The following is a 26,347-nucleotide window of genomic DNA, read 5'->3' as shown; positions in this document are numbered from 1 at the left end:
ACGTGGCCGTTCGCATCAACGGGATATCAACCCCGATGGCTTGACGACCGCAGCCTTCGGCGAAGATCATGCCGGGGTTCGGGATCACGCGACTTCAACCCCTCATGTGCTCTCCATGTTCACACCGGCCCGGAAAAAGCTGCTGCTGGCCGTGCTGGTGCTCTCCTTCGGAGTCCAGACGGGCCTGGTGTATTCCGATGTGCGGAGCGAGCCGCTGTCGGAGGCGGCGCTTGAGGGGCGTGTGCTCTGGCAGCGCCATGCTTGTCAAACCTGTCACCAGTTTTACGGTCAGGGGGGCTTCCTCGGGCCGGATCTGACGAACGCCGCGAGCCGGGTTGATTCGACCCGGCTCGTTTCGTTGTTGACGGTGGGGAGCGGGCAGATGCCGCCCCTCGCGTTCACCGATGAAGAGTCGGCGGCGATGGCCGCCTTCCTGCGGGAGATGGATCGACCGGAGATCGGCCGCGGCGAACTGAGGATGGGGACGCCGGGAGAGGGAGCCGGGGCGCAGGCGGCGTTCGAGCGGGCGGTCGAGGCGGCGCTCGGAGCCGGGATGCCCGGTGGCGCGGCCTCAGCCGACGGGCCGGAGCAGGATATCGCCGAAGCGGCCGCCGGGTTCGCGGCCTACCGCACCCGGCCGTGCAGCGCGTGTCACTTCCCGTTCCGCGACTCGCCGGTGGGGGCCCCGGACCTTTCGCTCGTCGCCGGAGCGCTCGCACCCGACTCGCTCGACCGCGTCCTCGCCGAGGGCCGCCCTCTGATGGGCATGCCGCCCCCGGTCCCGCCGCTCGACGCGGCCGACCGCGACGCGCTCATGGCGTTCCTCGAGTTCCTGGCCGCGAACCGGGAGCAACTGGAAGCGGCGACCGAGGCGCTCGCGGCGGACCGCAGCTTCGACTGGCGCGCGCTGCCGTGGTGGGAGTTCCCATGAAGCCCTTTGCGGCGGGCCACCCCGCGCACCAGTTCGCCGTTCTGACCTTCATCCGCGGCGGGCTGATCGCGATCGCGATCACGCTTCTCGGCGGGATCCTCGCCGCGTTCTACTCGGTGCCCTCGCTCGCCCCGTGGTTTCAGCAGGTGGGCCTCGACCTGCGCCAGTTGCGCCCGATCCACACCGTGTTCGCCTCCGCCTGGATCTTCCTCGGCGGTGTGGCGGTCGTGTACCGCTTCCTGCAGGACGAAGGCCTGCCGACGATGGGGGACCGCTGGCGCCTCCGGGTCCAGGTCCTGACCTGGGCGCTCGCCGGCCTCGGCATCCTCGTCACGCTCGCCCTGGGCGTGGGCACGGGCCGCGAATACGTCGGCTTTCACCCCGTCTTCTCCCTCCTCATCCTCGTCGGCTGGATCTGCTACGCGTGGAACTTCTTCCGTCTGGCGGGGAAGCGGTTCTGGGAGCGGCCGGTGTACGTGACGATGTGGGGCGTGGGGCTGCTCTTCTTCATCGTCACCTTCGTGGAACAGCACATGTGGCTCATCCCCGGGATCTTCGGCGACCCGGTGCAGGACATGCGGATCCAGTGGAAGGCCACGGGTACGCTCGTCGGCAGCTTCAACCTCTTCGTGTACGGCTCCGTGATCTACCTCGGAGAGAGGATCTCGGGAGACCCCTCCTACGGGCGCTCGACGACCGCCTACATGCTGTTCGGCGTCGGGCTGCTCAACTCGTTCACGAACTTCGCGCACCACACCTATCACCTGCCGGGCCGGGAGTCGGTGAAGTGGATCGCGTTCGTCGTGAGCATGATGGAGATCATCGTCCTCGCGCGGGCGATGTTCGACTTGTGGCGGGCGCTCAAGACGCCGAGCGACCCCGCCTTCTGCGCGTCCCGCGGCTCGTTCGCGGCGGCGAAGTGGTGGACCTGCGCCATCCTGTTCAGCGCGATTCTCATCTCCATCCCGCCGTTGAACGCCATCATCCACGGGACGTACGTCGTCACGGGACACGCGATGGGGGCGATGATCGGCATCGACACGATGATCCTGCTGGGGGCGATGATCTGGATCCTGAGCGAGCACTTCCAGGCTCGCGAGGGAGAGGACGCCTGGGACACGCTCCACACGCCGGCGATGCGGTGGTCGCTCATCGGGCTGAACCTCTCGGTAGCGGGACTCGTGATCTGGCTGCACGTGGTGGGGACGGCGGTCGGCGTGACCCGGGCGGTGCACGCGCCGGGCGAGACCTACGTGCCGCCGGACTGGGTGTCGGCCTGGAGCGGGATCGGGTTCGCCGTCTTCGGGACGCTGTCGCTGGTCTTCTTCGTCTGGCTCCTCGCGCAACTCATACCGGCCGCCTTCCGGTATTTTTGGGCCTCGGAGGAACGCGCATGACGGCATCGTGGGCCGGAAGGGCCAACCGGGCGTGACGGGCGCGGACCGGCCGCTCTGGACGCCGGACCCCGACTTCGCCGCGACGACCAACATGGCGCGGTTCACGCGCTTCGCGAACGAGCACTGCGGGGCGGCCGCCGACTCCCCGGAGGCGCTGTGGCGCTGGTCGGTCCGCGAGCCGGAGGCGTTCTGGAACGCGGTATGGGACTTCTGCGGGGTCATCGGAGAGCGTGGGGAGCGCGTCGTCGTCGACTTCGACCGCCTGCCGGGGGCGCGCTGGTACCCCGGCGCCCGCCTGAACTACGCCGAGAACCTGCTCCGCCGCCGCGACGACACCCCCGCGCTGATGTTCCGGGCCGAGGACCGCATGCGGCGCGACCTCACTTGGAGCCAGCTATACGACACGACCTCCCGCCTCGCGCAGGCGCTGGACGCGCTCGGACTCGAGCCCGGCGACCGGGTGGCCGGCTACGTGCCCAACATGCCCGAGTCCATCGTCTACATGCTCGCGTCGGCGAGCCTCGGGGCCACGATTTCCACCGCCTCGCCCGATTTCGGCCTGCAGGGCGTCCTCGACCGCTTCGGGCAGATCGAACCGCGCGTCCTCCTCGCGGCCGACGGCTACTTCTGGCAGGGGAAGCGGTACTCGAGCCTGGACCGCCTCCCCGAGATCGTACGCCGGCTCCCCTCCGTGGAACGGGTGATCGTCGTCCCCCACACGGAGCCGGAGCCGAACCTCTCCGCCATTCCCCATGCGGTGCGGTTCGACGACTTCATCGGCCCGTGGCGCCCGCGGGAGATCGAGTTCCGGCGGCTCCCGTTCGACCACCCGCTCTACATCCTCTTCTCCTCCGGGACCACGGGCATCCCGAAGTGCATCGTGCATGCGGCGGGCGGCGTCCTCCTCACTCACCTCAAGGAGCATCAGCTCCACGCCGACATCCGCGCCGGCGACCGCGCCTTCTACTACACGACCTGCGGGTGGATGATGTGGAACTGGCTCGCCTCGGCGCTGGCGAGCGAGGCGACGGTGGCGCTGTACGACGGCTCGCCCTTCCACCCCGGCCCGCACGTCCTGTTCGACTACGCCGACGAGGTCGGGATGACCCAACTCGGCGTGTCCGCGAAGTTCATCGATGCGCTCGGGAAGGCGGACTTCCGCCCGCGCGAGTCGCACGACCTCTCTTCCGTGCGGACGATGCTCTCCACGGGGTCGCCGCTCGTGCCGGAAGGGTTCGACTACGTGTACCGGGACGTGAAGCCGGACGTCCACCTCGCCTCGATCTCCGGCGGGACGGATCTGTGCGCGGGGTTCGTGGTGGGGCACCCGCTGCTCCAGGTGTGGAGGGGAGAGATCCAGGCGCCGTCGCTGGGCATGGATGTGGATGTGTGGGATCCGGAGGGACGGTCGATGCCGGCGGGGAAGGGGGAACTCGTCTGCAAGTCGCCCTTCCCGTCGGTGCCGACGGGGTTCTGGGGGGATGAGGACGGGAGCCGCTTCCACGAGGCGTACTTCGACACGTACCCCAACGTGTGGCGGCACGGCGACTGGATGGAGTGGACGGAGCACGGCGGCGTGGTGATCTACGGCCGCTCGGACGCGACGTTGAACGCGGGCGGGGTGCGGATCGGGACGGCAGAGATCTACCGCCTGGTGGACCGGATGCCGGAGATCGTGGAGTCGATCGTGATCGGACAGCCGTGGGAGAACGACACGCGCGTCGTCCTCTTCGTGCGGCTCGCCGAGGGCCGGAGTCTGGACGAGGAACTGGAGACGAGGATCCGGAGGGAGATCCGGGAGAACGCTTCGCCGCGGCACGTGCCGGCGCGGATCCTGGAGGTGGCGGACATCCCGCGCACGAAGAGCGCCAAGATCTCCGAACTCGCCGTGCGGGCCGTGGTGCTGGGCGAGTCCGTGAAGAACGTCGAGGCGCTCGCGAACCCGGAGGCGCTCGAAGACTACCGCGACCGCCCGGAACTCCGGGCGTAACAGCCACAGGCTGCCCGCTACGGCGACGCCGCCGGTGGATCAGCGCGATGCGGGCCGTGGATCAGCGCGACGCGCCCGCCCAGGGGTTGACCACTTCGATGCCCGTGTTCCGGAAGTCCCTCTCGTTCCGCGTGACCAGAGTGAGGCCGTGACGCGCGGCCGCGGCCGCCAGCATCGCGTCCGGCAGGTGGTCGTCGAGCGGTTCGGCTCGCCGCCTCTTCGATTCCATGACGCGGGCGCAGACACGGGCGTCGTCGAGGGTCCAGTCGAGGACCCGTTCGCGGAAGAGGTCGTCCAGAAGGCCCTGGAACCGCTCGGCCAGCTGTTCCCGCCGCCGGCTGGCGTCCACGCGTCCGATTCCGTTGAGGATCTCCCATACCGTGACGGATGCCAGACCGACGCCCTGGGCCCAGATTCCGTCGAGAAATCCGGCCACCCGCGGCTCGGGGGCCGGACGCATCATCTCGGAGACCACGTTCGTATCGATGAGCCATCGGAGGGGCCGCCTCACGCTTCACCTTCGCACTCGTCGTCGAACGCGAACGGCCTGTATCCGCGGCGAGAAGGCTCGGGCAGCTCCACTCCGTACTCCGACCCGAAGTACCTCTCGAACACTTCCGAAGGTCTCGTCTCGCCGGCGGAACTCTCCCGCCTCTCGCGAATCAGGCGGCGAACGAACTCCTCCATTGAAACGCCGGTGTAGCGGGCCTCCCGGCGAAGCCAGGCCTTGTCACCCGGATCGATGTCCCGGACGGTGATCGTGTTCCCCATGCGCTCCGCTCCTCGAAACAGGCTGTAGACAAGCGGAAACTGGTGCTGGCAGTCGATGCTTGCAAGCATTTGTCGACACGCGGCACGGGGGATCCATGCTACATTGCTCCGGCGGGCTCGCCGACACGTCAATGCAGCGGCAATGACGGCCCGGCCAATCCAGGGTTGGAGCGACCACATGACACTCTCAGCTGCCGGTTCCCCGGTCTTTCCCGTGCGGGGGAGGGTCTCGGTTGCGCTCGCATCGGCCGTGGCGTTCGGCGGATTTCTCGTGGCGGGAGGGTGTGTGGCGCAGGAGATGCGGGAGACATCGGGTTCGGCGGGTGGCGGGGTCGAGGCGGGTGGCGGAATCACGGCGGTCGAGGGTCTCGCGCTGGGGCACTTCACGCTGGAGGAGCGGCCCACGGGCTGTACGGTCGTCCTCGCCGAGGACGGCGCCGTGGCCGGCGTCGACGTGCGGGGCGGGGCGCCGGGCACGCGGGAGATCGCTCTGCTCGATCCGGTGAACAGCGTGCAGGAGGCCCACGCCATCGTGCTCTCGGGCGGGAGCGCCTTCGGGCTCGACGCGGCGTCGGGCGTGGTGCGGCACCTCGAAGAGCGCGGGATCGGATACCGGGCCGGGGATCACGTCGTCCCGATCGTTGCGGCGGCGATCCTGTTCGATCTCGGCGTCGGCGGCGGGTCCGCCCGGCCGGGGCCGGAGTGCGGTTACGAGGCGGCCCGCGCGGCGAGCGCCGCCGCACCCGCCGAGGGCAGCGTCGGCGCGGGGGCCGGGGCGACGGTGGGGAAGCTCCGCGGCCGCGCGCGGGCGATGAAGGGCGGGATCGGCACCGCCTCGATCACCCTGGAGGATGGTCTCACCGTGGCCGCGGTCGTGGCGGTCAATGCGGTCGGCGACGTCGTCGATCCGGCCACCGGCGAGATCGTGGCCGGCGTCCGCACCGAGGACGGGACGGGCTTCGCGGACGCCCGCGTGCTGCTGCGGGCGGGCGAAGCGGGGCCGCCGGGCGACGACGCCTCCGTCGAGAACACGACGATCGGCGTTGTGGCGACGAACGCGACGCTCTCGAAGGCCGAGATCACGAAGGTCGCCCAGATGGCGCACGACGGGCTCGCCCGCGCGATCTACCCGGCCCACACCCCGAGCGACGGCGACACCCTGTTCGGCCTCGCCACCGGAAGGCACGAGGACGAAGGCGGCCTCAGCCGCATCGGCGCGCTCGCCGCGGACGTGGTCGCGGAAGCGATCCTGCGCGCCGTCCGCACCGCCACGGGCCTCCCCGGCCTCCCTTCGGCAACCGACTTGGCGGGCAGCGGCGACTGATCGTTGGAGTGGCCGATCGGTAGCCGCTATCTTCCGCGCATGAAAGGGACAACTCCCCTCCCGCCGGACCCCGAGTCCAAGCGGCCTGATCGCCGCAAGCCACCGTCCTTCACCTTGGTGATTGTGCACGGGTCACAGCCTCGTCCGGGCATCGACCTGGACCGGCCCAGGGCGTTTGAGGTCGAAGAGGACGCGGTCCGCTACGGACGCAGCTGACGTCGTGCTTCCTTCGGATGTCACATGCCTTGAACGCGCCCCAATAAGCTCGCTGCGGGTGATCAAATGAGTGCCGGGCTGTGGGTGCTGCTCGCGTACGCCGCGGGGCTCGTGGCGCTGGGCGCGTGGATCGGGCGGCGGGTCGGCGCGGCCGGGAGCTTCTTCGTGGCCGACCGCAAGCTCGGGGCCGTGCTGCTCTTCGCCACCGTGCTCGCCGCCAACCTCGGGGCGGGCACGACGGTGGGCGCGGCGGGGCTCGGCTACCGCGACGGCCTCAGCGCGTGGTGGTGGGTCGGCTCGGCGGGCATCGGGACGATCCTGCTCGCCCTCTGGGTCGGGCCGCGCATCTGGCAAGTCGCCGCGCGCCACGGGCTCCTCACCATGGGCGACTACCTGGACCTGCGCTACGGCCGCTCCGTCCGGCTGCTGATCGCCGTCCTGCTCTGGTTCGCCACGCTCACCATCGTGTCCGGGCAGCTCATCGCCATGGCCGAGATCGTCGCGGTCGTCGCCGGCACCCCGCGCTGGATCGGCGCGCTCCTGGGCGGGATCGTCGTCATCGCCTACTTCAGCGCCGGCGGCCTCGTGGCGTCGGCCTGGGTCAACCTGGTGCAGCTCGTCGTGCTGCTCGCCGGGTTCGCGATCGCGATCCCGTGGGCGCTCTCCGACATCGGCGGCTGGGCCGCCATCGAGGCCACCGCCGCGCGCACGTCGCCGGACTACCTGAATCCGTGGCAGGGAGGCGGGTCCGGCTGGGTCTACATCGCGCTCCTCGCGCCGGCCTTCATCATCTCGCCCGGACTGGTGCAGAAGGTCTACGGAGCGACGGGCCCCCGGGCGATCCGGATCGGGCTCCTCGCCGCGGGCGTCGGGCTCGTGCTGTTCGCCTTCGCACCGACGCTGCTCGGCATGATCGCACGCGTCTACGACCCCGCGCTCGCGAGCCGCGAGCAGGCGCTGCCCATGCTCCTCGCCACGGCGCTCCCGCCGGCGCTCGGGTTGCTGGGCCTCGCCGCGGTGTTCTCCGCCGAGGTGAGTTCGGCCGACGCCGGGCTCTTCATGCTCTCGACGTCGCTCTCGAAGGATCTCTACAAGGGATTCCTGAGACCCGAGGCCCCCGACAGGGACGTGCTGCGCGTGGCGCGCGGCGCCGCCATCGTCGGCGGAACCCTCGCCGTGCTGCTCGCCCTCTGGCTGGAGAGCGTGATCGCCTCGCTCACGATCTTCTATTCGATCCTGAGCGTGAGCCTTTTCGTGCCGGTGGCCGCCGGACTGCACTCGCGGCGCCCCGGCGTGCCCGAGGCGCTGGCCGCCATCGGGGCCGGACTCGCCGCCCTCACGGCCGTCCGCATCCTCGCCCCCGCAGATGCGCCGGCCCTCCTCGACCGGACGCTCATCGGTCTCATCGTCTCCGCCGCCGCCTTCGCGATCGTCGCCTTGGCGCGCGGGCGCCGAGGCACACGCTGATCGGCTCGGCGTCCAAGTGGATTGAGAGCCATCGCACTTCGAGAATCATAACGAGAGCTCGACCTGGACCTCGCGATTGACCTGGACCTCGCGATGTGGGTCCGTTTCGTGATCGGCCCCGGACGGATGCCGTCGTGGGCGCTAACGCGGATTTCCGCGCTGCGATCCAACGCGCCCCCAATAACCTGGCCCTCAGAACACGAACAACTGGCGGATCGACAGCTTGTAACGCAGGAGACGCATTATGTTGAAACGACTGCTGGTCTCCCTCGCCGCCGTGAGGGCAAACCGGTGTCTCCACGGTTGGTCGGCCATTCGGTCGGACGATTCACGGCCAGCACTACGGCGTCGGTGGCGATCGAGTTTCAACGGGTCGGCCGAGCCACTTCCGTGCGCGAGGAACCTGATAGTGCATCGTGACCGGAGCTCCAGACGGTGGCCAGCGCTGGCCCTCCCGCCGTGGCGGCGACAAACGATCCCGTCCGCCGCAGCCGGGCATCGGCGGCCCTCCAAGTCGCCGACATGGCCGGTCCCGGCGACCCGGACCCCGCCTTCTGGGACCTTGCCCGGCGGGACGCTCGCGAAATGCTCCCGCTCGCCGCCCGGAAACGCTCGCCAAGGGATGCCGGAATCGCTCGCTTAGCGGTCCCATCGGCAGCCACCGCGTGGCCGCGCCGCACCTTTCCGCCCATCACAACCGGGGCCGCGAAGATCAGCCATCATCCCCGTTCCACAGAGCAGCCCGCGCGAGGAACACACCGGGATCCGCCCGCCACTCCGCGTAGCCGAGCCGCCGGTTGTCGGTGAGCCAATCGAGCTTCTCGTCGATGCAGGCCAGCATCTCCACGTTGTCGGCGTCGAGGGAGAAGCCGCCGTACTCGGCCAGGGAATCCACGGCGGCCACGACGAAGCCGGATGCCCGCGCCTCCTCGCCGTTGCCGATCTCGCCCCGGGCCACGGCGTCGATGCTCCCATCCCGCAAGGCGGCCAGCAACTCCTCGTCGCCAAGGTAGATCACCTGGGGCATCGCGGTAGAAGGAGGAAAGATGTGCGTCCGGCCCTCCAGTGCGGGGGACGAGGACGCGGCCGTGATCGTGTAACGGGCCGTGCCGTCGGCAACCATCGTGCCCGCTGGGGTCTCGAACCTCGTTCCGCGCGCGAGCACGCCGTCGCCGTTCGCGATCCCCGTGATCTGGAGCAGCCGCGCCTCGCCCGTCGTGCCGCGGAGGACCCCCACCCGCACGTCGCTCGTGAGGCTGTCGTAGGAGGCGAGGCGCGCGGCGTCCTCCGATCTCGTCAGCAGAGACTGGCGGAAGGCGACGTGGCCCGAGGTGAACGCGATGGCCTGCCGGCCAGCGGCGTCCAGCGTGCGGGACTCCAGAATCGTGATGCCTCCCCCCGCAATGTCGAATTCCGGCGTTGCCGGAAGCAGCCAGATTCCGGGCCAGTCGGCGATGGGCCGACGCACGAAGGTCAGGCGGTGTTGCTCCATCGCCTCGAGTGCCGTGAGCAAGTCGGCCTCGTACCCCATATGGTTCGCGAACCCGGGCGAGGCCGGGTCCGGGTTCGCGCTGTGGCTGACCGGCGCGAAGAAGGCGTAGAACCCGAGCTTGACGGGTTCGCCGTTGGCGGGCGCACAGGAGCCTGCCACGGGATCGAGGACGCTTGAGCGGCAGGCGTGGCCGACCGCGAGTGTCAGAAGAACCGCCGCCGCGAACTGGCACGTCTTGCTCATGGGCATCCGACCCGGCTCATTCTACATGATTGTGTTTCCGCCACCGTCTCACGGCGCGAGGCGGCCACCTCGGAAGATACCACGGCGGACGGCCTTGCGGGGACCGCACGGTCAAGTCGACCTGTCATCCGTCGATCCACGAGTCCGCGCGATCCGCGAGCAAGTGTTCGGCCAGGCAAGTCGCAGACCTGGAACTAGTGGTCGGCAGGCGCCCGGTTGATGTTGGCCGACCAGTCGTCCTGCTCTTTCCGTTCCGGATCCGACCCTCCGCCGTAGCCGCGCTGGCAATCGTTCTCCGCTATCTGGCTGCCACGGCTCCGTGGGGTATCGGAATATCGCCAACGTATCGCCATGATAGTCACAAACGTCGCCCTGTAATCACGCTGGATGACCTAAGTTACAAGCTGAGAACCGCGTCCGGGTTGGAGAGCTTCGGTACCGACTCCTGCGGGTCTGCGGCGACGCAGCCCCGGTGCGCGGCAGGTTGATACTTCGCTGACGAGATTACCATGGGGAGGAGCACAAGATGAGAAGATTCGGACTCATGACAATGTTGGTCGTATTTGCCGCTTGCGGCGAGGAAACCACCGCCCCGCCGCCCCCGGAGCCCCCGGAACCCCCGTCGCCGGCCGTTGCGCCCCCGTGCACGGTGGGGATGACGCTCTCGCCGGGCCAGAAGTGTCGGGTGTCGGGCGGGGCGGAGTTCGAGGTGAGGAGCGACGGGTCCGCCTGCCTGGGCGGGTCCTTGTGCGCCGGGACTGGCATCACGATCAACAGCTTCTCGGCGTCGAGAATCCAGAACACGAACAACTGGCGGATCGACAGCTTGTAACTTCAGCAGTCGATAATGGCCAGGTTCGGACAGATCACCGTTCAGCACCTGCTTCGACACCGGTCCGGGACCGGGACGGCCAGGGATGTGTCCTGCGATACATGCAGGCGGCCGGAGACGATGGCCGCGTTCGTTGTCCTCACCAAGCGTTTCGCCAGATCGCTGCTGCTCGTGCTCCTCGCCGCGGTCGCTTCGTGTGGAGGAGATGGAACCACGACTCCGGCACCTCCTCCCCGACCGCCTCCCCCTCCGCCGGTGGCCCCCGTGCAAGTGGGCACGATCCCGAATCAGGCGATCGCGACGGGACAGTCGGCCACGCTGGAGGTGTCGTCGTATTTCCGCGATCCCGATGGCGGCGTGCTCACGTATACCGCCGCATCGTCCGCCGCCGGCGTCGTCTCCGTGTCGCTGTCGGGCAGCACACTGACGATGGTGGGCGTGGCGGATGGGACGGCGACGGTGACGGTGACCGCGCGGGATCCGGACGGGCTCACGGCCGCTCAGGGTTTCTCGGTGGCGGTGGAGACGCCGAACCGGGCCCCGGAGGCGGTGGGCACGATCCCGAACCAGACGATCCAGGTCGGCGAGACGGTCGCGCTCGATGTGTCGCCCTATTTTACGGACGCCGACGGGGATGAGTTGACGTACGCGGCGGCCAGCTCAAACACATCCGTCGCCACCGTCTCCGTCTCCGGCGCCGCAGTCAGGATCCAGGGTGTCGGGGTCGGCAGGACCGCCCCGACCGTGACTACACATGACCCCGCCGGCGCCAGCGCGACCCAGCGGACCAACGTGGAAGTCACGGCTCCGGCCCCGGATCTGGTGTTCACGGACGCATCGCCGGCCTCCGTAACGCTGACGCCAGGCGAGTCGGTGACGTTCACGTTCCGTATCCGCAATCGGGGCACGGTCGCTTCGGGCGCCACCACGATCCGCGCCATGAGGTCGGTGAATCCGACCATCAGCCGCCGCGACACCGAGCTGGAGTCATACTCTCTGTCGTCGCTGGCCCCGTCGCAGGATCGCCCGTTCCCGCTCACGATCACGGTCGACGCGAGCAGCGCGCCGGGAACAGTCTACATCGGCATGTGCGTCGATGCCGTGGCGGAGGAAACCAACGCGCGCAACAACTGTTCGGAAGGCGCTCGCCTCACGATCACCGGGTCGTCGAGCGCGCGGGAGTCCGTCGATAGCGTCGCGCCGGTCCTGATCCGGTCGTCTCGCCCGCGCGAGTCGACCCGCCCGGCGCCCCGGTAAGGAACCGAAGTCCGAGTGACCGAAATGAGAAAGCAGACACCAGTGCTCGGCCAGCTGACAAGGGCTGTTCGGCCCATGCGATTCCACGGAAGCGCGATTCTCTTCGCGGTTGCGCTCCTTGCGGCCTGCGACGGCGAGCCGGTGGCCGCACCCCCTGCGGCAATCGCGCCCGCCTCGGAATCGACGTCGTGGCTTTCGGCGGCGCCGACGAGCGACCGGGACATACTCATCGCGCTCTACCGGGCGACGGATGGGCCGAACTGGCGCAATGCCGACAACTGGCTGACCGAAGCGCCCCTCGGAGACTGGTACGGAGTAGAGACGGACGCTTCCGGACGGGTTGTCCGGATCGACCTCTCAGGTCACTGGGACTTTGATGCGCGAGCGTACGTGAGACACGGCCTCTCGGGCGCGATCCCGCCGGAGCTGGGCAATCTTTCGAACCTGATGCGGCTCGATCTCGCCGTGAACAGCCTCTCCGGCGCGATCCCGCCGGAGCTGGGCAATCTCTCCAATCTGACGGATCTCTCGCTCTATGAGAACAATCTCTCGGGTCCGATCCCGCCCGAACTCGGCGATCTCTCCAACCTGACGCTGCTCCTGCTTGAGGCGAACGACCTCTCCGGCCCGATCCCGCCCGAACTCGGCGATCTCTCCAATCTGACGAATCTCTCGATCGGCAACGGCAACGACCTGCGAGGCCCGATCCCGCCGGAACTCGGCAATCTCGCCAACCTGGGGGTCCTTCTGGTCAACAACGCCAACCTGACGGGCCCGGTCCCCCCGGAACTCGGCAGGCTGGCCAACCTGTGGTACCTCGACCTCAGCGGGAACAATCTGGCGGGGACCGTGCCGTTGACCTTCCGGCAACTCTCACGGCTGCGATCGTTTGCGTTCGGGAACAACGCGGGTCTCTGCCTGCCGGACGGATTGGTCGCCTGGTACGAAGCCCTTGATAGCGGGAGGGGTCCCGTCTGCCCCGACCGAGAGGTGTTGCGGGCGCTGTACGAAGCGACAACGGGGGAAGCTTGGACGAATGCCGAGGGATGGCTGGGAAATGGCCCTGTCGGCGATTGGTACGGAGTGGATGTCGATTCAGCCGGCCTCGTGTCTACCCTGGACATTCAGGGGAACGGCCTTTCAGGAGGCCTGCCCGACCGGCTCGGCGACCTGGCGGGCCTAACGACGCTGCGGATCGGCGATAACGCGCTGTCCGGTCGGCTGCCGGCTTCCCTGTCCCGGACGCCGCTCCGGGAACTGCACTACGCGAACACCGACCTGTGCGCGCCGGCCGAAGCCCGGTTCCAGAATTGGCTCGCCGCGATTCCTCAACACGAAGGCACGGGGGTGCAATGCCCGGCATTGACCGACCGGGAGATCCTCACCGCGCTGTATCACGCCACCGGGGGCCCGAACTGGGAGACCGGCGACAACTGGGTGACGGCTGCACCGCTGTCCGAATGGCATGGAGTGGAGACGAATGCGGAAGGACGGGTCACAAGCCTGGATCTGGGTTGGAACGGGCTGGAGGGGCCGATCCCTCCGGCGCTGGGCGGGTTGGCCGAGTTGGAAATCCTGATCCTGTTTCAGAATCAGTTGAGAGATGCCATCCCTCCGGAGCTGGGTTCACTGGCCAAGGCCGAACTCGTCGTCCTCGCGGGGAACCGGCTTTCAGGACCCATCCCGCCGGAGCTGGGCGGGCTCGCCAGCGTGGAGGGACTCTTCCTCAACCGCAACGAGTTCACGTCCGTCCCACCTGAGTTGGGCGGACTCGGCAACCTGCTGGCGCTGAGTCTCAACTTCAACCGGTTGACGTCCATTCCGCCGGAACTCGGTGATTTGGCCAAGCTGGAATCCCTGGGGCTCTGGTCGAACGAATTGACGTCCGTCCCCGTGGGGCTGAGCGAACTCGGCAACCTGCGAGAGCTGGACCTGGATGGGAACCGGCTGACCGACCTTCCGCTGGGTCCTGGCGGCTACCCGAACCTGGCAGCACTGTTTCTTTCGTCCAACGAGTTCGCGTCCTTCCCTCCGGGGTTGGGTGGCCTTGGCAACCTGGAGGCGTTGGTTGTCGCCGAGAACCGGCTGACCGACATCCCGCCGGGACTCGGCGGCCTGGCGAGTCTGCGGCTTCTGGTTCTTTCGTCCAACGAGTTCACGTCCTTCCCCCGCGAGTTGGGCGAGCTCGGCAACCTTGTGCAGCTGGAGCTCGACGGGAACCGATTGACCGACGTTCCGGCGGGACTGGGTGCGGCGATCGGCGCGGAACGACTCAGATCCTCGGACGGCGAGTGGCCGTCCACCCCCCGGACGCTGAGTGAAGTGCCCCGGGCGGGGGGTCAATCGGACGCGCCATGGCGGGCGGATTCCGATGGAAAACTGGACGCATGGAACACGCTCCGGGCGCAGATGGGACGTAACCGGAACCGGTCGACGCACGCCCGGCAACGTGTCGGCGGCTTTGCAAGCCTGGAGATTCTGGATCTCTCGTCGAACGAACTGAGCGGCTCGCTGCCCGCGGGATTGCTCGAGTTCACGGGCCTTACGAGTTTGGGCCTTGCCGACAACGCGGGATTGGCCGGAGCCCTGCCTCTGGATCTCCCCGCGCTCGAGCATCTCGAGGATCTTCACACCGTCGGGACGAGGCTCTGCGCGCCGACGGACCCGGCTTTCCTCGACTGGCTCGAAGGCGTGACACGGCAACGGGTGGCGCTCTGCGACGGCAGCGGCGACGCGGCCGCCTATCTCACGCAGGCCGTCCAGTCTCGCGAGTTCCCGGTCCCGCTGGTCGCGGACGAGCCGGCTTTGTTGCGGGTGTTCGTCACGGCGGAACGGGCAACCGGCGTGGGCATGCCCCCCGTTCGCGCCACGTTCTACCGGGACGGAGCGGTGGTGTACGAGCTGGACATCCCGGCGAAGCCGGACCCGATCCCGACGATGATCGATGAGAGTTCGTTGTCGAAATCGGTCAACGCGGAGATTCCCGCCCGGGTCATCCAGCCGGGGCTGGAGGTCGTGATCGAACCGGACCCGGAAGGGACTCTGGACCCCGCCCTGGGCGTCGCCGGGCGCATCCCCGCGACGGGCCGGATGGCGGTCGACGTGCGGACGATGCCGGTGTTCGAGTTGACGCTTGTGCCCTTCATATGGGAGGAGAATCCGGACCGCTCCATCACGGAGATCACGGCGGCCATGGCGGCCGATCCGGAAGGGCACGAGCTGTTCGATCGGACGCACGTGCTTCTGCCCGTTGCGGAACTGGACGTGACGGCGCACCCGGCCGTCACATCGCCGACGAACAACGGCTTCGCGATTCTGGAGCTTACGGAGATGATCCGGGTCGTGGAGGGCGGGCGCGGACACTACCTGGGGGTGATGGCCGGACCCACCGGACCTGGCGGTCTCCTCGGCGTCGCGAACGACATCGGAAGCTGGTCGAGTTTCTCGGTTCTCGATGCCGAAGTGATCGCGCACGAACTCGGCCACAACCGCAATCTCTACCATGCGCCGGCCTGCGGCGCCGGCGGTCCGGACCGGTACTACCCCTACGGCTCGGGCAACATCGGCGCCTGGGGCTACGATCATCGCACCGGTGAACTCGTACCGCCGAGCCGGTGGGACTTCATGTCCTATTGCGAGCCGACGTGGACCAGCGACTACCAGTTCACGAACGCCGTCCGGTACCGGCTCGAGACGGAGAGCAACTCCATCCTCGTCGCGGCCGCCGACGGCCGCGGGGCCACCTCCGGCGAGACGCTCCTGGTCTGGGGCGGCCTGGACGGCGAAAGCGCGCCGTATCTGAGACCGGCCTTCTTCATCGATGCACCGCCGGCGCCTCCATCGGCCGATGGGGCATGGTCGCTTACCGGGCGGGATCCCGGCGGCGCCGAGCTCTTCTCGGTGTCGTTCGCCATGGCGGAGTTCACCGACGGGGACGATGACCGCGCGGGGTTCACGTTCGCTCTGCCCGTGACGTGGGCCGGGGAGCTGGCGGGCATCACCCTGCAAGGTCCGGGCGCCGCCGCGAGCCTCGACCGCGACACCAACGATCCCGTCACGATCCTGCGCGACGCGGCGACGGGCCGGATCCGCGGCATCCTCAATGGTCCGCCGCCGGCCCCGTCGCCGACACCGGGCGTCCCGGCAGCGGCTGCGGACCAGGGACTCGAGATCCTGTTCAGCCGCGGGATCCCGAGTGCGGGGAATGGACGTTGAACAAATGCTCCTTCCCGACTCGATCCCCCCTTCCACGCGTACCGCCTCGCTCACGATCTTCTATGCGATCCTCATCGTGAGCCTTTTCGTGCCGGTGGCCGCCGGACTGCACTCCCGGCGCCCCGGCGTGCCGGAGGCGCTGGCCGCCATCGAGGCCGTCCGCATCCTCGCCCCTGCGGATGCGCCCGCCCTCCTTGACCGGACGCTCATCGGCCTCGTCGTCTCCGCCGCCGCCCTCGCGATCGTCGCCTTCACTCGGCGGTGCCTCAGGCGGGACTGACGGCTCCGGGATCGCTTGACGACGTTCCCACGGTGGTCCACCTATAAAGGGGGGCTGGCCCAACTAATAAGGGAGGGCGGGAGTGTCTGATAACGTCTGGATCGACTCGGCGGCTCGGCCGGCAGGTGATCATCTCCGGCCGGCCGGCGTTTGCGGAACGCCGTGTTTCAAGTAGGCGCCGTATGACCACGCAGGATGCGTTCGAGTGCACGTTGGTGCTGCTATACGAAGCAGCGCTGACGGATGGCAAGTGGGTCTCGGCGGCCGCTTCGATCAACGAGGTGATTGGGACGAACGGCCATAGCCTGTCGTATGCGAATCCGAGTCCGCCGGACAATCCCGAGATCTATCTGAGCCGGTTCTTCGTGGGCCGAGAACGCCGGGCGGATCATGAGGAACTCTATTTTCGCGACTATTACTGGCGGGATGAAGCGATTCCGCGGCTCCACGGACTCCGCGACGGAGAGTTGGTCTACAGATCGGATCTCTATACGGACCAGGAAAAGAAGACTTCCGTCGTATACAATGAATTTCGGCGCACCTACGGAACACAGAATGGTCTCTACGTGGGGCTTGACGGGCTGGACGGGACTGCAGTCGTCCTGTCCATCGGAAACTCCACCGAGGAGGGAAGCTGGGGGCACAGTCAGATCCGGACCATCCGGCGTCTCGCGCCTCACCTGCGCCACTTCGCGCGCATCCGGCACGCGATGGCCCAAGCCGGGGCGCTGAGTGAATCGCTGACCGCGCTGCTCGAGAACGGGCGGTCGGGGTTTGTTCAGCTGGACGGTCGCGGGCGGATCCTGGAAGCGAACGACCGAGCCCGGGAGATCCTGCTGGAACGCGACGGGCTCTGCGACGCCGGGGGCGCGCTGGCTGCCGGACTGCCGGGGGAGAACGCGGAACTGCAGCGCTTGCTCACTGGCGCCCTGCCCCCGTACGGCGAGCAGGGCTCCGGGGGCTCGATGAAGATCACGCGCAGAAGGACTCGCACACCGCTGGTCCTCGAAATCTGCCCCGCACGGACAGAGGGCGTCGACCGTAGCGCGCGCGAGGTCGCCGTACTCGTGCTGCTCGTCGATCCGGCGGCCCGACCTCGGATCGATCCGGCGTTTGCGGCCGCGGTCCTGGGGTTGTCGCCTAGGGAGAGTCGTGTGGCGGTGGATCTGGCGGCCGGGCAGACGATCGCCGGCATCGCGGTCGAGCTGGGCTGCGGCGAGAGCACCGTCCGCACTCACGTCAGGCGGATCTATCGCAAACTCGCGGTTCATAAACAGACGGACCTCGTGCGGCGCATCATGTCACTGGAAGCCCTGCCGGGATCCCGGCGTTAACGGATGAGTCTCCGGATGTCCCCAAGACAGGGGACACCACTCCCACCGTGTCTCGCATACCTTCGTCCTTGCGGCCTCCGGGCTTCGTGAGGCTCACCGGGAACGTTCCCACAGGGGGGCACATCGTGTTTTCTGCTTGCGGGTCTGCTCGGCGGCCCGGATCGACGGGACGAGCACCTGGCGCATCAACTCGTTGTAGGACGGCCCGAGACTCTTTGATCGACAACGCCTGTTCCGGAGACGCGTCATGTTGAAACGATTCATGGTCCCCGGCCAACGTCCGGACTCCATCAACTGCGCGCTCGCGTCTGTCGTGTTTCTGGTCGGCATCGGCGCCTGCGGTGGTGATTCCGGGCCGACGCCGCCGACACAGCCGCCACCGCCACCGCCACCGCCGCCCGTAGCCCCGGTGCAAGTGGGTACGATTCCGAACCAGACCATCGAGACGGGACAAACCGCGACGCTGGACGTCGTCTCCTACTTCCGGGACCCCGATGGCGGTGCGCTGACCTACGCGGCAGCATCATCGACCGCAGGGGTCGTTTCAGTCTCCGTGTCGGGTAGCACTCTCACCATGGTGGGCGTGGCCGACGGGACCGCGACCGTGACGGTGACGGCAACGGATCCGGGCGGGCTCTCGGCTGCGCAGAGCTTCCAGGTCACGGTGGAGACGCCGAACCGGACGCCGGAACCGTTGGGGACGATCCCGAACCAGACCGTGGTAGCGGGGGAGGCGGCGACCCTGGACGTAGTGTCCTACTTCCGGGATCCGGATGAGGATGCGCTTACCTACACCGCCACAACATCGGCCGCCGGCGTGGTCTCGGTCTCCGTCTCGGGAAGCACGCTCACGATGGTGGGCGTGGCGGCCGGCACGGCTGCCGTGACGGTGACGGCGCACGATAGGGCGGGCCTGACGGCGTCGCAGAGCTTCTCAATGACGGTCACGAGAGCGAACCGGGCGCCGGAGCCCGTGGGGACGATGCCGAACCAGACCGTCGACACAGGGCAGACGGCGGCCTTGGACGTGGCCACCTACTTCCGGGATCCGGACGGAGACGCGCTGACGTACACGGCCACGTCATCCGCGGACGCCGTCGCATCGGCGTCCGTGTCGGGCAGCACGCTGACTATCGCAGGGACGGCGGCCGGATCTGCAACAGTGACCGTAACGGCCCGCGATCCCGGAGGCCTGACCGCCACGCAGTCGACCGGAGTCACCGTTCGTTCCGATTCCGACTACGTACCGCTCAGTGGGCTGAGGATCACCGCCAGCGGCGGCTTCAGTATCGGAGGCATCAACCTGGGTACCGGTTGTCTGTCTGCCGGCACCGTCAACGTCGGCGGCGTGGCTTATCAGGTCCACTGGACCGAATGGCAGGTATCGACCGGCTCCGAGTGGAGTCAGGTTTCCGGAACGCGGAGGGAGGGTCAGATCTGCGGGTACGACCTGGCGACGGCGGCGGCGGGCGAGTATCGACTGGCTGGAGAGATGTCGGTCAACGGCGTCCGCGGACGCTACCGGAGTGAGAACACGGTAACCGTCAGGGCCGGCGGAGGCGCGGGGTTCCGCGACGATTTCACATCCTCGGCCAGTTTGGCCGATTGGGAGATACTCAATGCCGATGCCGCAATAGTCGATGGTGTGCTGCGCGTCACCAACAACCGCGCCCAGTTCTTCGGCGCGGTGGGGCGCGACCTGGAGAGTCCACTGTCTGTGTGGACGCTTCGCGTGAGCATGGGCCGAGCCCAGCGCGATGGTCTCGCAGGCGTGTGGTGGGGCACGGGTATCCGTCGCTACCCACTAATGTCCTTCAACACTGGACCCATAGCGGGGACGAACTTCTCCATGTGGGTGAGAGATGCCGATGAAGAAGAGTGGCTTCGGCTCGCGGATCTCAGCGGTAACTCCGACGCCATCAACGATGGTCTCAATGAACTGGCAGAGATTACTCTCGGCTGGGATGGCGAAGAAGTCTTCCTGGCCGCCGGGGATACAGATCTGGTTCGCGGGCGACCGGACGAGACGTTGGCCACGCTCCTGGAGCAGATTCTTTTCGTGTCATTGGTGATGGAAGGCGATGTGGGCCGGACCGCCCTGTTCGACTGGGCGGAAGTGACCGGTACCGAGAGCAGTGCCGATGCCGCCAGCCAGGCGGAGACGCCGGAGTGGATCCAATCGCTCCGAGTTCCGAAGAAGGGCGCGGCTAGCGGCGTAACGAGCGGGGGGCTCGACACAATGCGGATCAGCCGGAGCCGCACGAGAAGCCGACGGTAGGGACAGACGGCGTCTTGGCCGTGCGCGCTTCAGATAGCGGGCCTCCACGCAGCGCCCGGGCTTCGCTGGGTGGCAGAATCCTTTGGGTGGCTGCGGTGGCTACGCTGTGGACCGCGGCCTGCGGCGACGGCGATCCCGACCTCGCGGGCCCACCGCCGGTAGCCAACCGTCCCCCCTTGGCAAATGGGACGATCCCGCCCCAGATCATCGCTGCGGGCCAGGCCGGCACGATCGACGTTTCGCCGTATTTCAGCGACCCGGACGGGGACGCCCTCTCCTACACGGCGGCTTCGTCGAACGCCGGGGTCGCCGGAGCCTCGGCCACGGGAAGCTCCGTGACGGTGACCGCGCTCGCCAAGGGCGTGGCGACCGTCACGGTGACGGCGCGCGATCCACAAGGTCTCCTCGCGCAGCAACGCCTCGAGGTGACGGTCCCGAACCGGGCGCCCGACGCGATCGGAGCGATCCCCGCCCAAGCCGTGTTCGCGAGCCAGACGGCATCCGTGGATGCGTCCTCCTACTTTCGTGATCCGGACGGCGACCCGCTGACCTACACGGCGACCTCGTCGAACGCTGAAGTCGCGACGGTCACGGTCGCAGGGGCGACGCTGACGATCCGGGCCGTAGCCCCGGGCGTTGCCGTCATTACGGTGGGCGCGAGCGACCCTGATGGCGGCGTGGCGCAGCGGACGGTTCAGGTGACGGTGCCGAACCGCACGCCCGAGGCGGTGGGGACGATCCCCCGGCGGACGCTGTCCGTCGGGGAGACGGCCATGGTGGACGTGTCGTCCTACTTCCGCGACCCGGACGGGGGCACCCTTTCCTACGCGGCGACCTCATCGAACAGCGGGGTCGCCACGGCCGCGGTGTCGGGAGATTCCGTCGTGGTCACCGGGCTCGCCCGCGGCGATGTGATCATCACGGTGACGGCACGCGATCCCGCGGGTCTCAGCGCATCGTCCACCTTTGGAGCCACGGTCATGACCTCCGACCCCAGGTTCCAGATCGAACTCGTCTTTGCGACGTTAGTGACCCCGACCCAGGAGGCGGCGTTCCGCCGCGCGGCCGAGCGCTGGATGACGATTCTGGCCCCGACGGAACTCCCGGACCAGATTGTGAACGACACGATAGGTTGCGGTCGCGATCCGAGATTCGACCGCCACGTTGAGACGGTCGACGACCTATTGATCGTGGCGGCGGTGGGCGAAATCGATGGACCCCACGGAACCCTGGGACAAGCAGGGTACTGCCGTCTGCGGCTCGAGAGCACGCTTCCCTTCTACGGCCGGATGGAGTTCGATGCGGCCGACCTTGACCGGCTCGAGCGGCGTGGTGACCTCGAAGAAGTGATCCTTCATGAGATGGGGCACGTACTGGGGATCGGGGCGCTCTGGAATCACTTCGGCCTACTCCGCGACCCCGCCTCGGAGACGGAGGCTCCCGATACCCACTTCACCGGCCCGCTGGCCATCGAAGCTTTCGACGAAGCGGGCGGCACTGGCTACGAAGGTGCCAAAGTGCCGGTCGAGAACACCGGCGGCCAGGGAACCTGGAACGGCCACTGGCGGCAGGCAGTCCTCGTGACGGAACTCATGACCGGATACGTGACGGAGGGAGCATCCGTCCCCAGCCCTTTGAGCGCGATCACGATTCAGTCTCTGGCAGACCTCGGCTACACCGTCGATCTGATGGTCGCCGACCCCTACCGACTACCCAACGCCGACGCTGCCCGCCTGATCGAGCCCGGCCGCCTGATTCCGTATGGCGACGACATCTGGAGGGGGCCGATCGTCATCGTCGACGCGGACGGTCGGATCGTGCGCGTGATTCCGGGTTGACCCGTTGACCCAATGGCGGCGACGCACTCGGTCGTTCCGGTGGTGAGCCCGGTGTCGCCCAAGGCTCATTACTTGGGGAATCACTGGACGCCACGTCCACCCGGGGTGATCGCGATCAAAGAGCGGCCAGCTCGGTCGCGAGTTCCCGCAGCCCGACGACCTCAACTCCGTCTCCCACGGGAAAGCGGTCGTCACCGCCGTACACGACGAAGGCCCTGTCGGGTCTCACGTCGTCGAGCGCGATGCGGAAACCCTTTCCGATCCGCGGCGCGAGTCCGCGCTTGATCTCGATGGCCCACCTTCGGGGTCCCGGCACTTCCAGGATCAGGTCGATCTCCACCCCGGTCGCCGTCCGGTAGAATCCCGGCGGGGAGAGCCGGTCCGGCGCCGCCCGGATCAGGGTTTCGATCGCGAAGCCCTCCCAGCTGGCGCCCGCGACGGGGTGGCCGAGCAGATAGTCGACGTCCGGGATGCGGAGCAGCGCGTGCAGGACTCCGCTGTCGCGGAGGTAGAGGCGCGGTGATTTCGCGAGCCGTTTGCGGACGTTGACGTGGATCGGCTGCAGCCGGCGCACGAGGAGGAGATCGACGAGCAAGTCCGCGTACCGTGCGACCGTCTTGCCGGACACGCCGAGACTTCGCGCGAAGGTCGAGGCGTTCCACAGTCCGCCTTGCGAGTGGGCGAGCATCGTCCAGAAGCGACGCAGCGTCTCGGCGGGGATGCGCGGTCCCAGCTGAGGGATGTCGCGCTCGACATAGGTCCGAATGAAGTTCTCCCGCCACAGCGCGCTCGCCTCGTCCGACGGAGCGAGAAAACTCGGCGGGAAACCGCCGCGGCTCCACAGGCGGAGGAGTTCGCTCTCCTCGACTTCGCGCGCATCCAGGGGGCCGAGTTCCAGATAGCCGATACGGCCCGCGAGGCTCTCTCCGGACTGGCGCAGCAGGTCGAGGGAGGCGGATCCGAGGATGAGGAACTGTCCAGCCCGCTCGCCGCCCCGGATCCTCCGGTCGATGATCCCCCGCAGTTCACGGAACAGCTCCGGCGCCCGCTGGATCTCGTCGAGTACGACGAGTCGGTCCGTCACTCCCTCGAGATACCCCGATCCCTCGGCCAGACGCGCGAGGTCCACGGGATTCTCCAGATCCAGGTACAGGCCGCCCGTCGACCGGCCAGGCTCCCCGAGGTGGGTCTCCGTCCGGGCGTCGGCGATCATCCTCGCCAGCGTCGTCTTCCCGACCTGGCGCGGACCGAGGAGTCCGACCGCCGGGAAGAGCGAGAGGTGCTCCTCAACCTGCGACCGCAGCAATCGGGGGACCACCATACTGTTCATGGTTGTATTTTAGATATGCCGTGCCAAATTTACAAGGTTACTGAGGGGGTGTGAAGCGACGGCCACCGATGAAACGGAGGCCCGCGGTGACGAGTCGGAGGCGGAGCGCCGGGCGTCCGGGCGGGTGGGCGCTTGCCTGACACGGTGTGACGAGGGAGCATAGCAGCGCCGTGCGACCGAGGGCGCATCACAGAGTCGCAACGCAGAGTGGCAACGCAGATGGGAGGGGCTGATGCGGGTGCCAGTGACTGGGAGAGCGAGATGACGCGACGCACGATCGCCCTGCGTCGCCTCGTGACAGGTGTCGGCGGAAGCACGGGCGTCGCAGGGATCTTCGCAGGGGCCCTCCTCGTAGCGGCCTGCGGGGGCGGGGGGCAGAGGACGCTCTCGATCGCCACGGGTAACACGAACGGCCTCTACTACCCGCTCGGCGGAGGCCTCGCCTCGATCTGGTCCCGGCATGTCGACGGCGTGAACATGAAGGCCGAGACCACCGCCGGCTCCGTGACCAACCTCATCCAGGTCGCCAAGGGGGAAAGCGAGGTCGGGTTCACGCAGGCGGACGCCCTCGCCGCCGCCCTGGCCGGCCGCGGCCGCTTCCCGGATCCCATGCCGCTCGCCTCCCTCGGCAAGCTCTATCCCAACGTCGTGCACCTCGTGACGACCCGGAGCACGGGGATCGAATCGGTCCATGATCTCCGCGGGCGCCGCGTGTCCGTCGGCCCCCCGGGGTCGGGGAACGCGGTCACCGCCTGGAACGTGCTCGAGGCGATGGGCATCGGTGAGTCCGACTTCACCGTCCGGCAGCTCAACTACGCGCAGATGTCGAACGGGCTCAAGGACGGGACGCTCGACGCCGGGTTCATCGCGGGCGGCGTGGGCATGCCCGCCGTGGTCGAGATCGGCGTCTCCCGGGACATGGTCCTCGTCCCCTTCTCCGAGGCGGAGATCGCGACGATCGTCGGATCGGAGCCCGCGTACAGCGGCTTCCGCGTGCCGCCGGGCGTCTACCGCGGCGTCGATGCGCCGGTGCTCACGCCGACGCTCTGGAACCTCCTCGTCGTCTCCCGCACCATGGACGATGCGCTCGCCTACGATCTCACGCGCACGATGCTCGAGCGCCGCGAGGATCTCGAGAACATCTCCGGCGTGGCGAGCTTCATCACCCCGCCCTCGGCGCGCGACGTGGGCGACTTCCCGCTCCACCCCGGCGCCCTGCGCTACTTCGACGAAGTGCTACCGCCCTCGGCGCGTTGACGATCCGGCGGCCGCCTTGGCGGCGCATCATCCTCGGCCTCGCGGTCGGACTCTCCCTCTTCCAGCTCTGGCAGAGCACGACCGGCACGCTCTCGGCCACGCTCGGCCGGCCCATCCACCTCGCCTGGGTCGTCGTCCTCACCTTCCTCGCCAAGCCCTCGTGGACCGGGGAAGGGCCCGCGCCCCGCTGGAGCCCGTGGCTCGACGCCGCCCTCGCGCTGGCCGCCCTCTACTGCGGGTGGGTCATCGTGGGCTTCGACTACCGCGGGGTCGACCACATCCTGTACGGGCTCACGACGCACGATCTGATCGCGGGTCTCGTGTTCGTGATCCTTCTCTTCGAGGCGACGCGCCGCGCCGTGGGCTGGGTGATGGTCGCCGTGGGCCTCGTCTTCCTCCTCTACGCCGGGCTCGGGGACCTGCTGCCCGACGTGATCGCGAATCGCGGCTTCACCCTCGAGCGCATCCTGCGCTTCCAGATCTTCACCGGGGCGGGGCTGTTCGGGACGCCGCTGGGGATCGCGGCCGGGACCGTGTTCATCTTCGTTCTCTTCGGCGCGTTTCTCGAGGTGACGGGGGCGGGGCGCTTCTTCATCGACCTCGCCTTTGCCGCCGCGGGCCGGTTTCGGGGCGGACCGGCCAAGGCGAGCGTGATCGCCTCCGCGGCCATGGGTTCGATCTCGGGCTCGGCGATCGCGAACACGGTGACGACGGGCGCGCTCACGATCCCGATGATGAAGAAGCTGGGGTACCGGCCGGAGCAGGCGGGCGGGATCGAGGCCGCCGCGTCCACCGGGGGCCAGATCATGCCACCGATCATGGGCGCCGGCGCGTTCATCATGGCGGACTTCACGAACACGCCGTACCGGGAGATCGTGGCGCTCTCCATCGCCCCCGCGATCCTCTACTTCGGGTGCACGCTCCTCTTCGTCCACCTCATGGCCCTGAAGCTGGGGCTCCGGGGGATGAAGAACCCGCCGCCGGTGCGGCGCACGCTGCGCGCGGGCGTCCACTTCCTGCTTCCGCTCGGGCTCGTGGTCGCGCTCCTCCTCCTCAACTACTCGCCCCCGCTGGTCGGCGCGGTGGGCTGCCTCGCGGTCGTCCTCACCGGGATGGCGAGGAAAGGGACGCGGGTCGGCTGGCGCACGATCCTGGAGGGACTGCGGGCGGGCGCGGTTCTCGCGCTGCCGATCTCGCTCGCGTGCGCGACCGCCGGGATCGTCGTAGGCGTGATCGGTCAGACTGGGATCGGCCTCCAGTTCACGGAGTCCGTCGTGCAGGCGGCGGGCGGGCTGCTCTGGCTTGCGCTCATCTTCATCGCGGTCGCGGCGCTCGTCCTCGGAATGGGACTGCCCGTGACGGCGGCCTACATCGTGATCTCCGTCATGGCGGCGCCGGCCCTGGAGGGCTTGGGACTCTCCCTGCTCGTCGCGCACATGATCATCTTCTGGCTCTCGCAGACATCGAACGTGACGCCGCCGATCGCGCTCGCCGCCTTCGCGGGGGCGGGCGTGGCGGGTTCCGCGCCCATGCGGACGGCGACGCAGGCCGTGAAGCTCTCCCTCGGCTTCTTCATCGTGCCCGCGATGATGGCCTACTCGGCGCTGATCCTGGTCGACGGGACCTCGGTGACGGCGTTCGTCTTCGCCATCGTCTGCACCGTAGCGCTCATCTCGGCCGCAGCGTACGCGATCGAGGGCTTCGCGGTGGCCGCCTGCAGCGCCGCCGAGCGCGCCCTGTTCGCGCTGGCCGGGGCCCTCATCCTGGTCCCGAACGAGCCGGCGCGGGTCGCCGGGGTGCTGCTGGGCGCCGCCGTGTTCGCCCTCCACGCCCGGAACGCGCGGAACAGCCGCCGAAGGCGGGAGGCGCCGCAGGCTCGCTAGTCCTTGCCAGGA

Annotated in this window: 18 protein-coding genes; 14 read left to right on the top strand and 4 right to left on the bottom strand. The window is 68.4% G+C overall.

The features are described 5' to 3' along the window. Window positions 1-115 precede the first annotated feature (115 nt). The 3 genes from ACOGXI_RS07410 to ACOGXI_RS07400 are packed head-to-tail and all read left to right on the top strand — an operon-like array spanning window position 116 to window position 4,318. A complete protein-coding gene (locus ACOGXI_RS07410) occupies window positions 116-931 on the top strand; it encodes a c-type cytochrome (RefSeq protein ID WP_419938230.1) in 816 nt (271 codons plus the stop codon). Further along, window positions 928-2,328 carry a cbb3-type cytochrome c oxidase subunit I gene (locus ACOGXI_RS07405; RefSeq protein WP_419938229.1) on the top strand — a complete coding sequence of 467 codons (1,401 nt, stop codon included), beginning with the start codon at window positions 928-930 and terminating at the stop codon, window positions 2,326-2,328. The genes ACOGXI_RS07410 and ACOGXI_RS07405 overlap by 4 nt, the downstream gene beginning before the upstream one ends. 7 nt (window positions 2,329-2,335) lie before the next feature. Beyond that, complete coding sequence (locus ACOGXI_RS07400; RefSeq protein WP_419938228.1) at window positions 2,336-4,318, top strand: acetoacetate--CoA ligase; 1,983 nt, start codon at window positions 2,336-2,338, stop codon at window positions 4,316-4,318. A 61-nt stretch (window positions 4,319-4,379) separates the two neighbouring features. On the opposite strand, the gene ACOGXI_RS07395 is transcribed toward ACOGXI_RS07400, so the two are convergent. Continuing rightward, the gene (locus ACOGXI_RS07395) at window positions 4,380-4,829 is read right to left on the bottom strand and encodes a PIN domain-containing protein (RefSeq protein ID WP_419938227.1); all 450 of its coding nucleotides are present in this window, start codon (window positions 4,827-4,829) and stop codon (window positions 4,380-4,382) included. Beyond that, the gene (locus tag ACOGXI_RS07390; protein WP_419938226.1) at window positions 4,826-5,089 is read right to left on the bottom strand and encodes a FitA-like ribbon-helix-helix domain-containing protein; all 264 of its coding nucleotides are present in this window, start codon (window positions 5,087-5,089) and stop codon (window positions 4,826-4,828) included. The genes ACOGXI_RS07395 and ACOGXI_RS07390 overlap by 4 nt, the downstream gene beginning before the upstream one ends. Window positions 5,090-5,387: 298 nt before the next feature. Here ACOGXI_RS07390 and ACOGXI_RS07385 point away from each other — a divergent pair, with 298 nt between their 5' ends. Further along, entirely contained in the window at window positions 5,388-6,413 is a 1,026-nt protein-coding gene (locus tag ACOGXI_RS07385; protein ID WP_419940172.1) for a P1 family peptidase, read from the top strand. Window positions 6,414-6,695: 282 nt separating this feature from the next. Continuing rightward, window positions 6,696-8,096 (top strand): sodium:solute symporter family protein, encoded by a 1,401-nt coding sequence (locus ACOGXI_RS07380; protein ID WP_419938225.1) that lies wholly within the window; start codon window positions 6,696-6,698, stop codon window positions 8,094-8,096. Between the two features lie 712 nt (window positions 8,097-8,808). On the opposite strand, the gene ACOGXI_RS07375 is transcribed toward ACOGXI_RS07380, so the two are convergent. Next, window positions 8,809-9,831: a hypothetical protein gene (locus ACOGXI_RS07375; RefSeq protein ID WP_419938224.1), complete on the bottom strand. Its 1,023-nt coding sequence runs from the start codon at window positions 9,829-9,831 to the stop codon at window positions 8,809-8,811. Window positions 9,832-10,357: 526 nt separating this feature from the next. Here ACOGXI_RS07375 and ACOGXI_RS07370 point away from each other — a divergent pair. The 7 genes from ACOGXI_RS07370 to ACOGXI_RS07340 all read left to right on the top strand — a co-directional run bounded on the left by ACOGXI_RS07370 (window position 10,358) and on the right by ACOGXI_RS07340 (window position 21,865). Continuing rightward, window positions 10,358-10,663 (top strand): hypothetical protein, encoded by a 306-nt coding sequence (locus tag ACOGXI_RS07370; protein ID WP_419938223.1) that lies wholly within the window; start codon window positions 10,358-10,360, stop codon window positions 10,661-10,663. 120 nt (window positions 10,664-10,783) lie between these two features. Further along, complete coding sequence (locus ACOGXI_RS07365) at window positions 10,784-11,920, top strand: CARDB domain-containing protein (protein WP_419938222.1); 1,137 nt, start codon at window positions 10,784-10,786, stop codon at window positions 11,918-11,920. 75 nt (window positions 11,921-11,995) lie between these two features. Continuing rightward, window positions 11,996-16,135 carry a M66 family metalloprotease gene (locus ACOGXI_RS07360; protein WP_419938221.1) on the top strand — a complete coding sequence of 1,380 codons (4,140 nt, stop codon included), beginning with the start codon at window positions 11,996-11,998 and terminating at the stop codon, window positions 16,133-16,135. After that, entirely contained in the window at window positions 16,125-16,415 is a 291-nt protein-coding gene (locus ACOGXI_RS07355; RefSeq protein WP_419938220.1) for a hypothetical protein, read from the top strand. The genes ACOGXI_RS07360 and ACOGXI_RS07355 overlap by 11 nt, the downstream gene beginning before the upstream one ends. Before the next feature lie 182 nt (window positions 16,416-16,597). Beyond that, a complete protein-coding gene (locus ACOGXI_RS07350) occupies window positions 16,598-17,749 on the top strand; it encodes a LuxR C-terminal-related transcriptional regulator (protein ID WP_419938219.1) in 1,152 nt (383 codons plus the stop codon). A gap of 247 nt (window positions 17,750-17,996) precedes the next feature. Then, window positions 17,997-20,027, top strand: coding sequence for an Ig-like domain-containing protein (locus ACOGXI_RS07345; protein WP_419938218.1), 2,031 nt, complete (start codon window positions 17,997-17,999; stop codon window positions 20,025-20,027). A 95-nt stretch (window positions 20,028-20,122) separates the two neighbouring features. Then, complete coding sequence (locus ACOGXI_RS07340; RefSeq protein WP_419938217.1) at window positions 20,123-21,865, top strand: Ig-like domain-containing protein; 1,743 nt, start codon at window positions 20,123-20,125, stop codon at window positions 21,863-21,865. A gap of 115 nt (window positions 21,866-21,980) precedes the next feature. Here ACOGXI_RS07340 and ACOGXI_RS07335 read toward each other — a convergent pair whose 3' ends face one another. Next, complete coding sequence (locus tag ACOGXI_RS07335; protein ID WP_419940171.1) at window positions 21,981-23,183, bottom strand: ATP-binding protein; 1,203 nt, start codon at window positions 23,181-23,183, stop codon at window positions 21,981-21,983. A 273-nt stretch (window positions 23,184-23,456) separates the two neighbouring features. Here ACOGXI_RS07335 and ACOGXI_RS07330 point away from each other — a divergent pair, with 273 nt between their 5' ends. Together ACOGXI_RS07330 and ACOGXI_RS07325 are read left to right on the top strand one after the other, a co-directional pair. After that, the gene (locus tag ACOGXI_RS07330) at window positions 23,457-24,452 is read left to right on the top strand and encodes a TAXI family TRAP transporter solute-binding subunit (protein ID WP_419938216.1); all 996 of its coding nucleotides are present in this window, start codon (window positions 23,457-23,459) and stop codon (window positions 24,450-24,452) included. Then, the gene (locus tag ACOGXI_RS07325; protein ID WP_419938215.1) at window positions 24,449-26,335 is read left to right on the top strand and encodes a TRAP transporter permease; all 1,887 of its coding nucleotides are present in this window, start codon (window positions 24,449-24,451) and stop codon (window positions 26,333-26,335) included. Before ACOGXI_RS07330 ends, ACOGXI_RS07325 begins: the two co-directional genes overlap by 4 nt. Window positions 26,336-26,347: the final 12 nt, after the last annotated feature.

It is taken from the genome of Candidatus Palauibacter sp. (assembly GCF_965208055.1).
Taxonomy (GTDB): Bacteria; Gemmatimonadota; Gemmatimonadetes; order Palauibacterales; family Palauibacteraceae; genus Palauibacter.
Note: the sequence above shows the minus strand (reverse complement) of the source record. Positions and strands in the feature narration are given on the sequence as shown.

Bases quoted from the DNA above. Each gene is read 5' to 3' on its own strand.
- ACOGXI_RS07365 (WP_419938222.1), top strand. From the start codon at position 10,784: ATGGCCGCGTTCGTTGTCCTCACCAAGCGTTTCGCCAGATCGCTGCTG.
- ACOGXI_RS07380 (WP_419938225.1), top strand. From the start codon at position 6,696: ATGAGTGCCGGGCTGTGGGTGCTGCTCGCGTACGCCGCGGGGCTCGTG.
- ACOGXI_RS07410 (WP_419938230.1), top strand. From the start codon at position 116: ATGTTCACACCGGCCCGGAAAAAGCTGCTGCTGGCCGTGCTGGTGCTC.
- ACOGXI_RS07390 (WP_419938226.1), bottom strand. From the start codon at position 5,089: ATGGGGAACACGATCACCGTCCGGGACATCGATCCGGGTGACAAGGCC.
- ACOGXI_RS07405 (WP_419938229.1), top strand. From the start codon at position 928: ATGAAGCCCTTTGCGGCGGGCCACCCCGCGCACCAGTTCGCCGTTCTG.
- ACOGXI_RS07355 (WP_419938220.1), top strand. From the start codon at position 16,125: ATGGACGTTGAACAAATGCTCCTTCCCGACTCGATCCCCCCTTCCACG.
- ACOGXI_RS07375 (WP_419938224.1), bottom strand. From the start codon at position 9,831: ATGAGCAAGACGTGCCAGTTCGCGGCGGCGGTTCTTCTGACACTCGCG.
- ACOGXI_RS07330 (WP_419938216.1), top strand. From the start codon at position 23,457: ATGACGCGACGCACGATCGCCCTGCGTCGCCTCGTGACAGGTGTCGGC.
- ACOGXI_RS07370 (WP_419938223.1), top strand. From the start codon at position 10,358: ATGAGAAGATTCGGACTCATGACAATGTTGGTCGTATTTGCCGCTTGC.
- ACOGXI_RS07360 (WP_419938221.1), top strand. From the start codon at position 11,996: ATGCGATTCCACGGAAGCGCGATTCTCTTCGCGGTTGCGCTCCTTGCG.
- ACOGXI_RS07385 (WP_419940172.1), top strand. From the start codon at position 5,388: ATGCGGGAGACATCGGGTTCGGCGGGTGGCGGGGTCGAGGCGGGTGGC.
- ACOGXI_RS07345 (WP_419938218.1), top strand. From the start codon at position 17,997: ATGTTGAAACGATTCATGGTCCCCGGCCAACGTCCGGACTCCATCAAC.
- ACOGXI_RS07350 (WP_419938219.1), top strand. From the start codon at position 16,598: ATGACCACGCAGGATGCGTTCGAGTGCACGTTGGTGCTGCTATACGAA.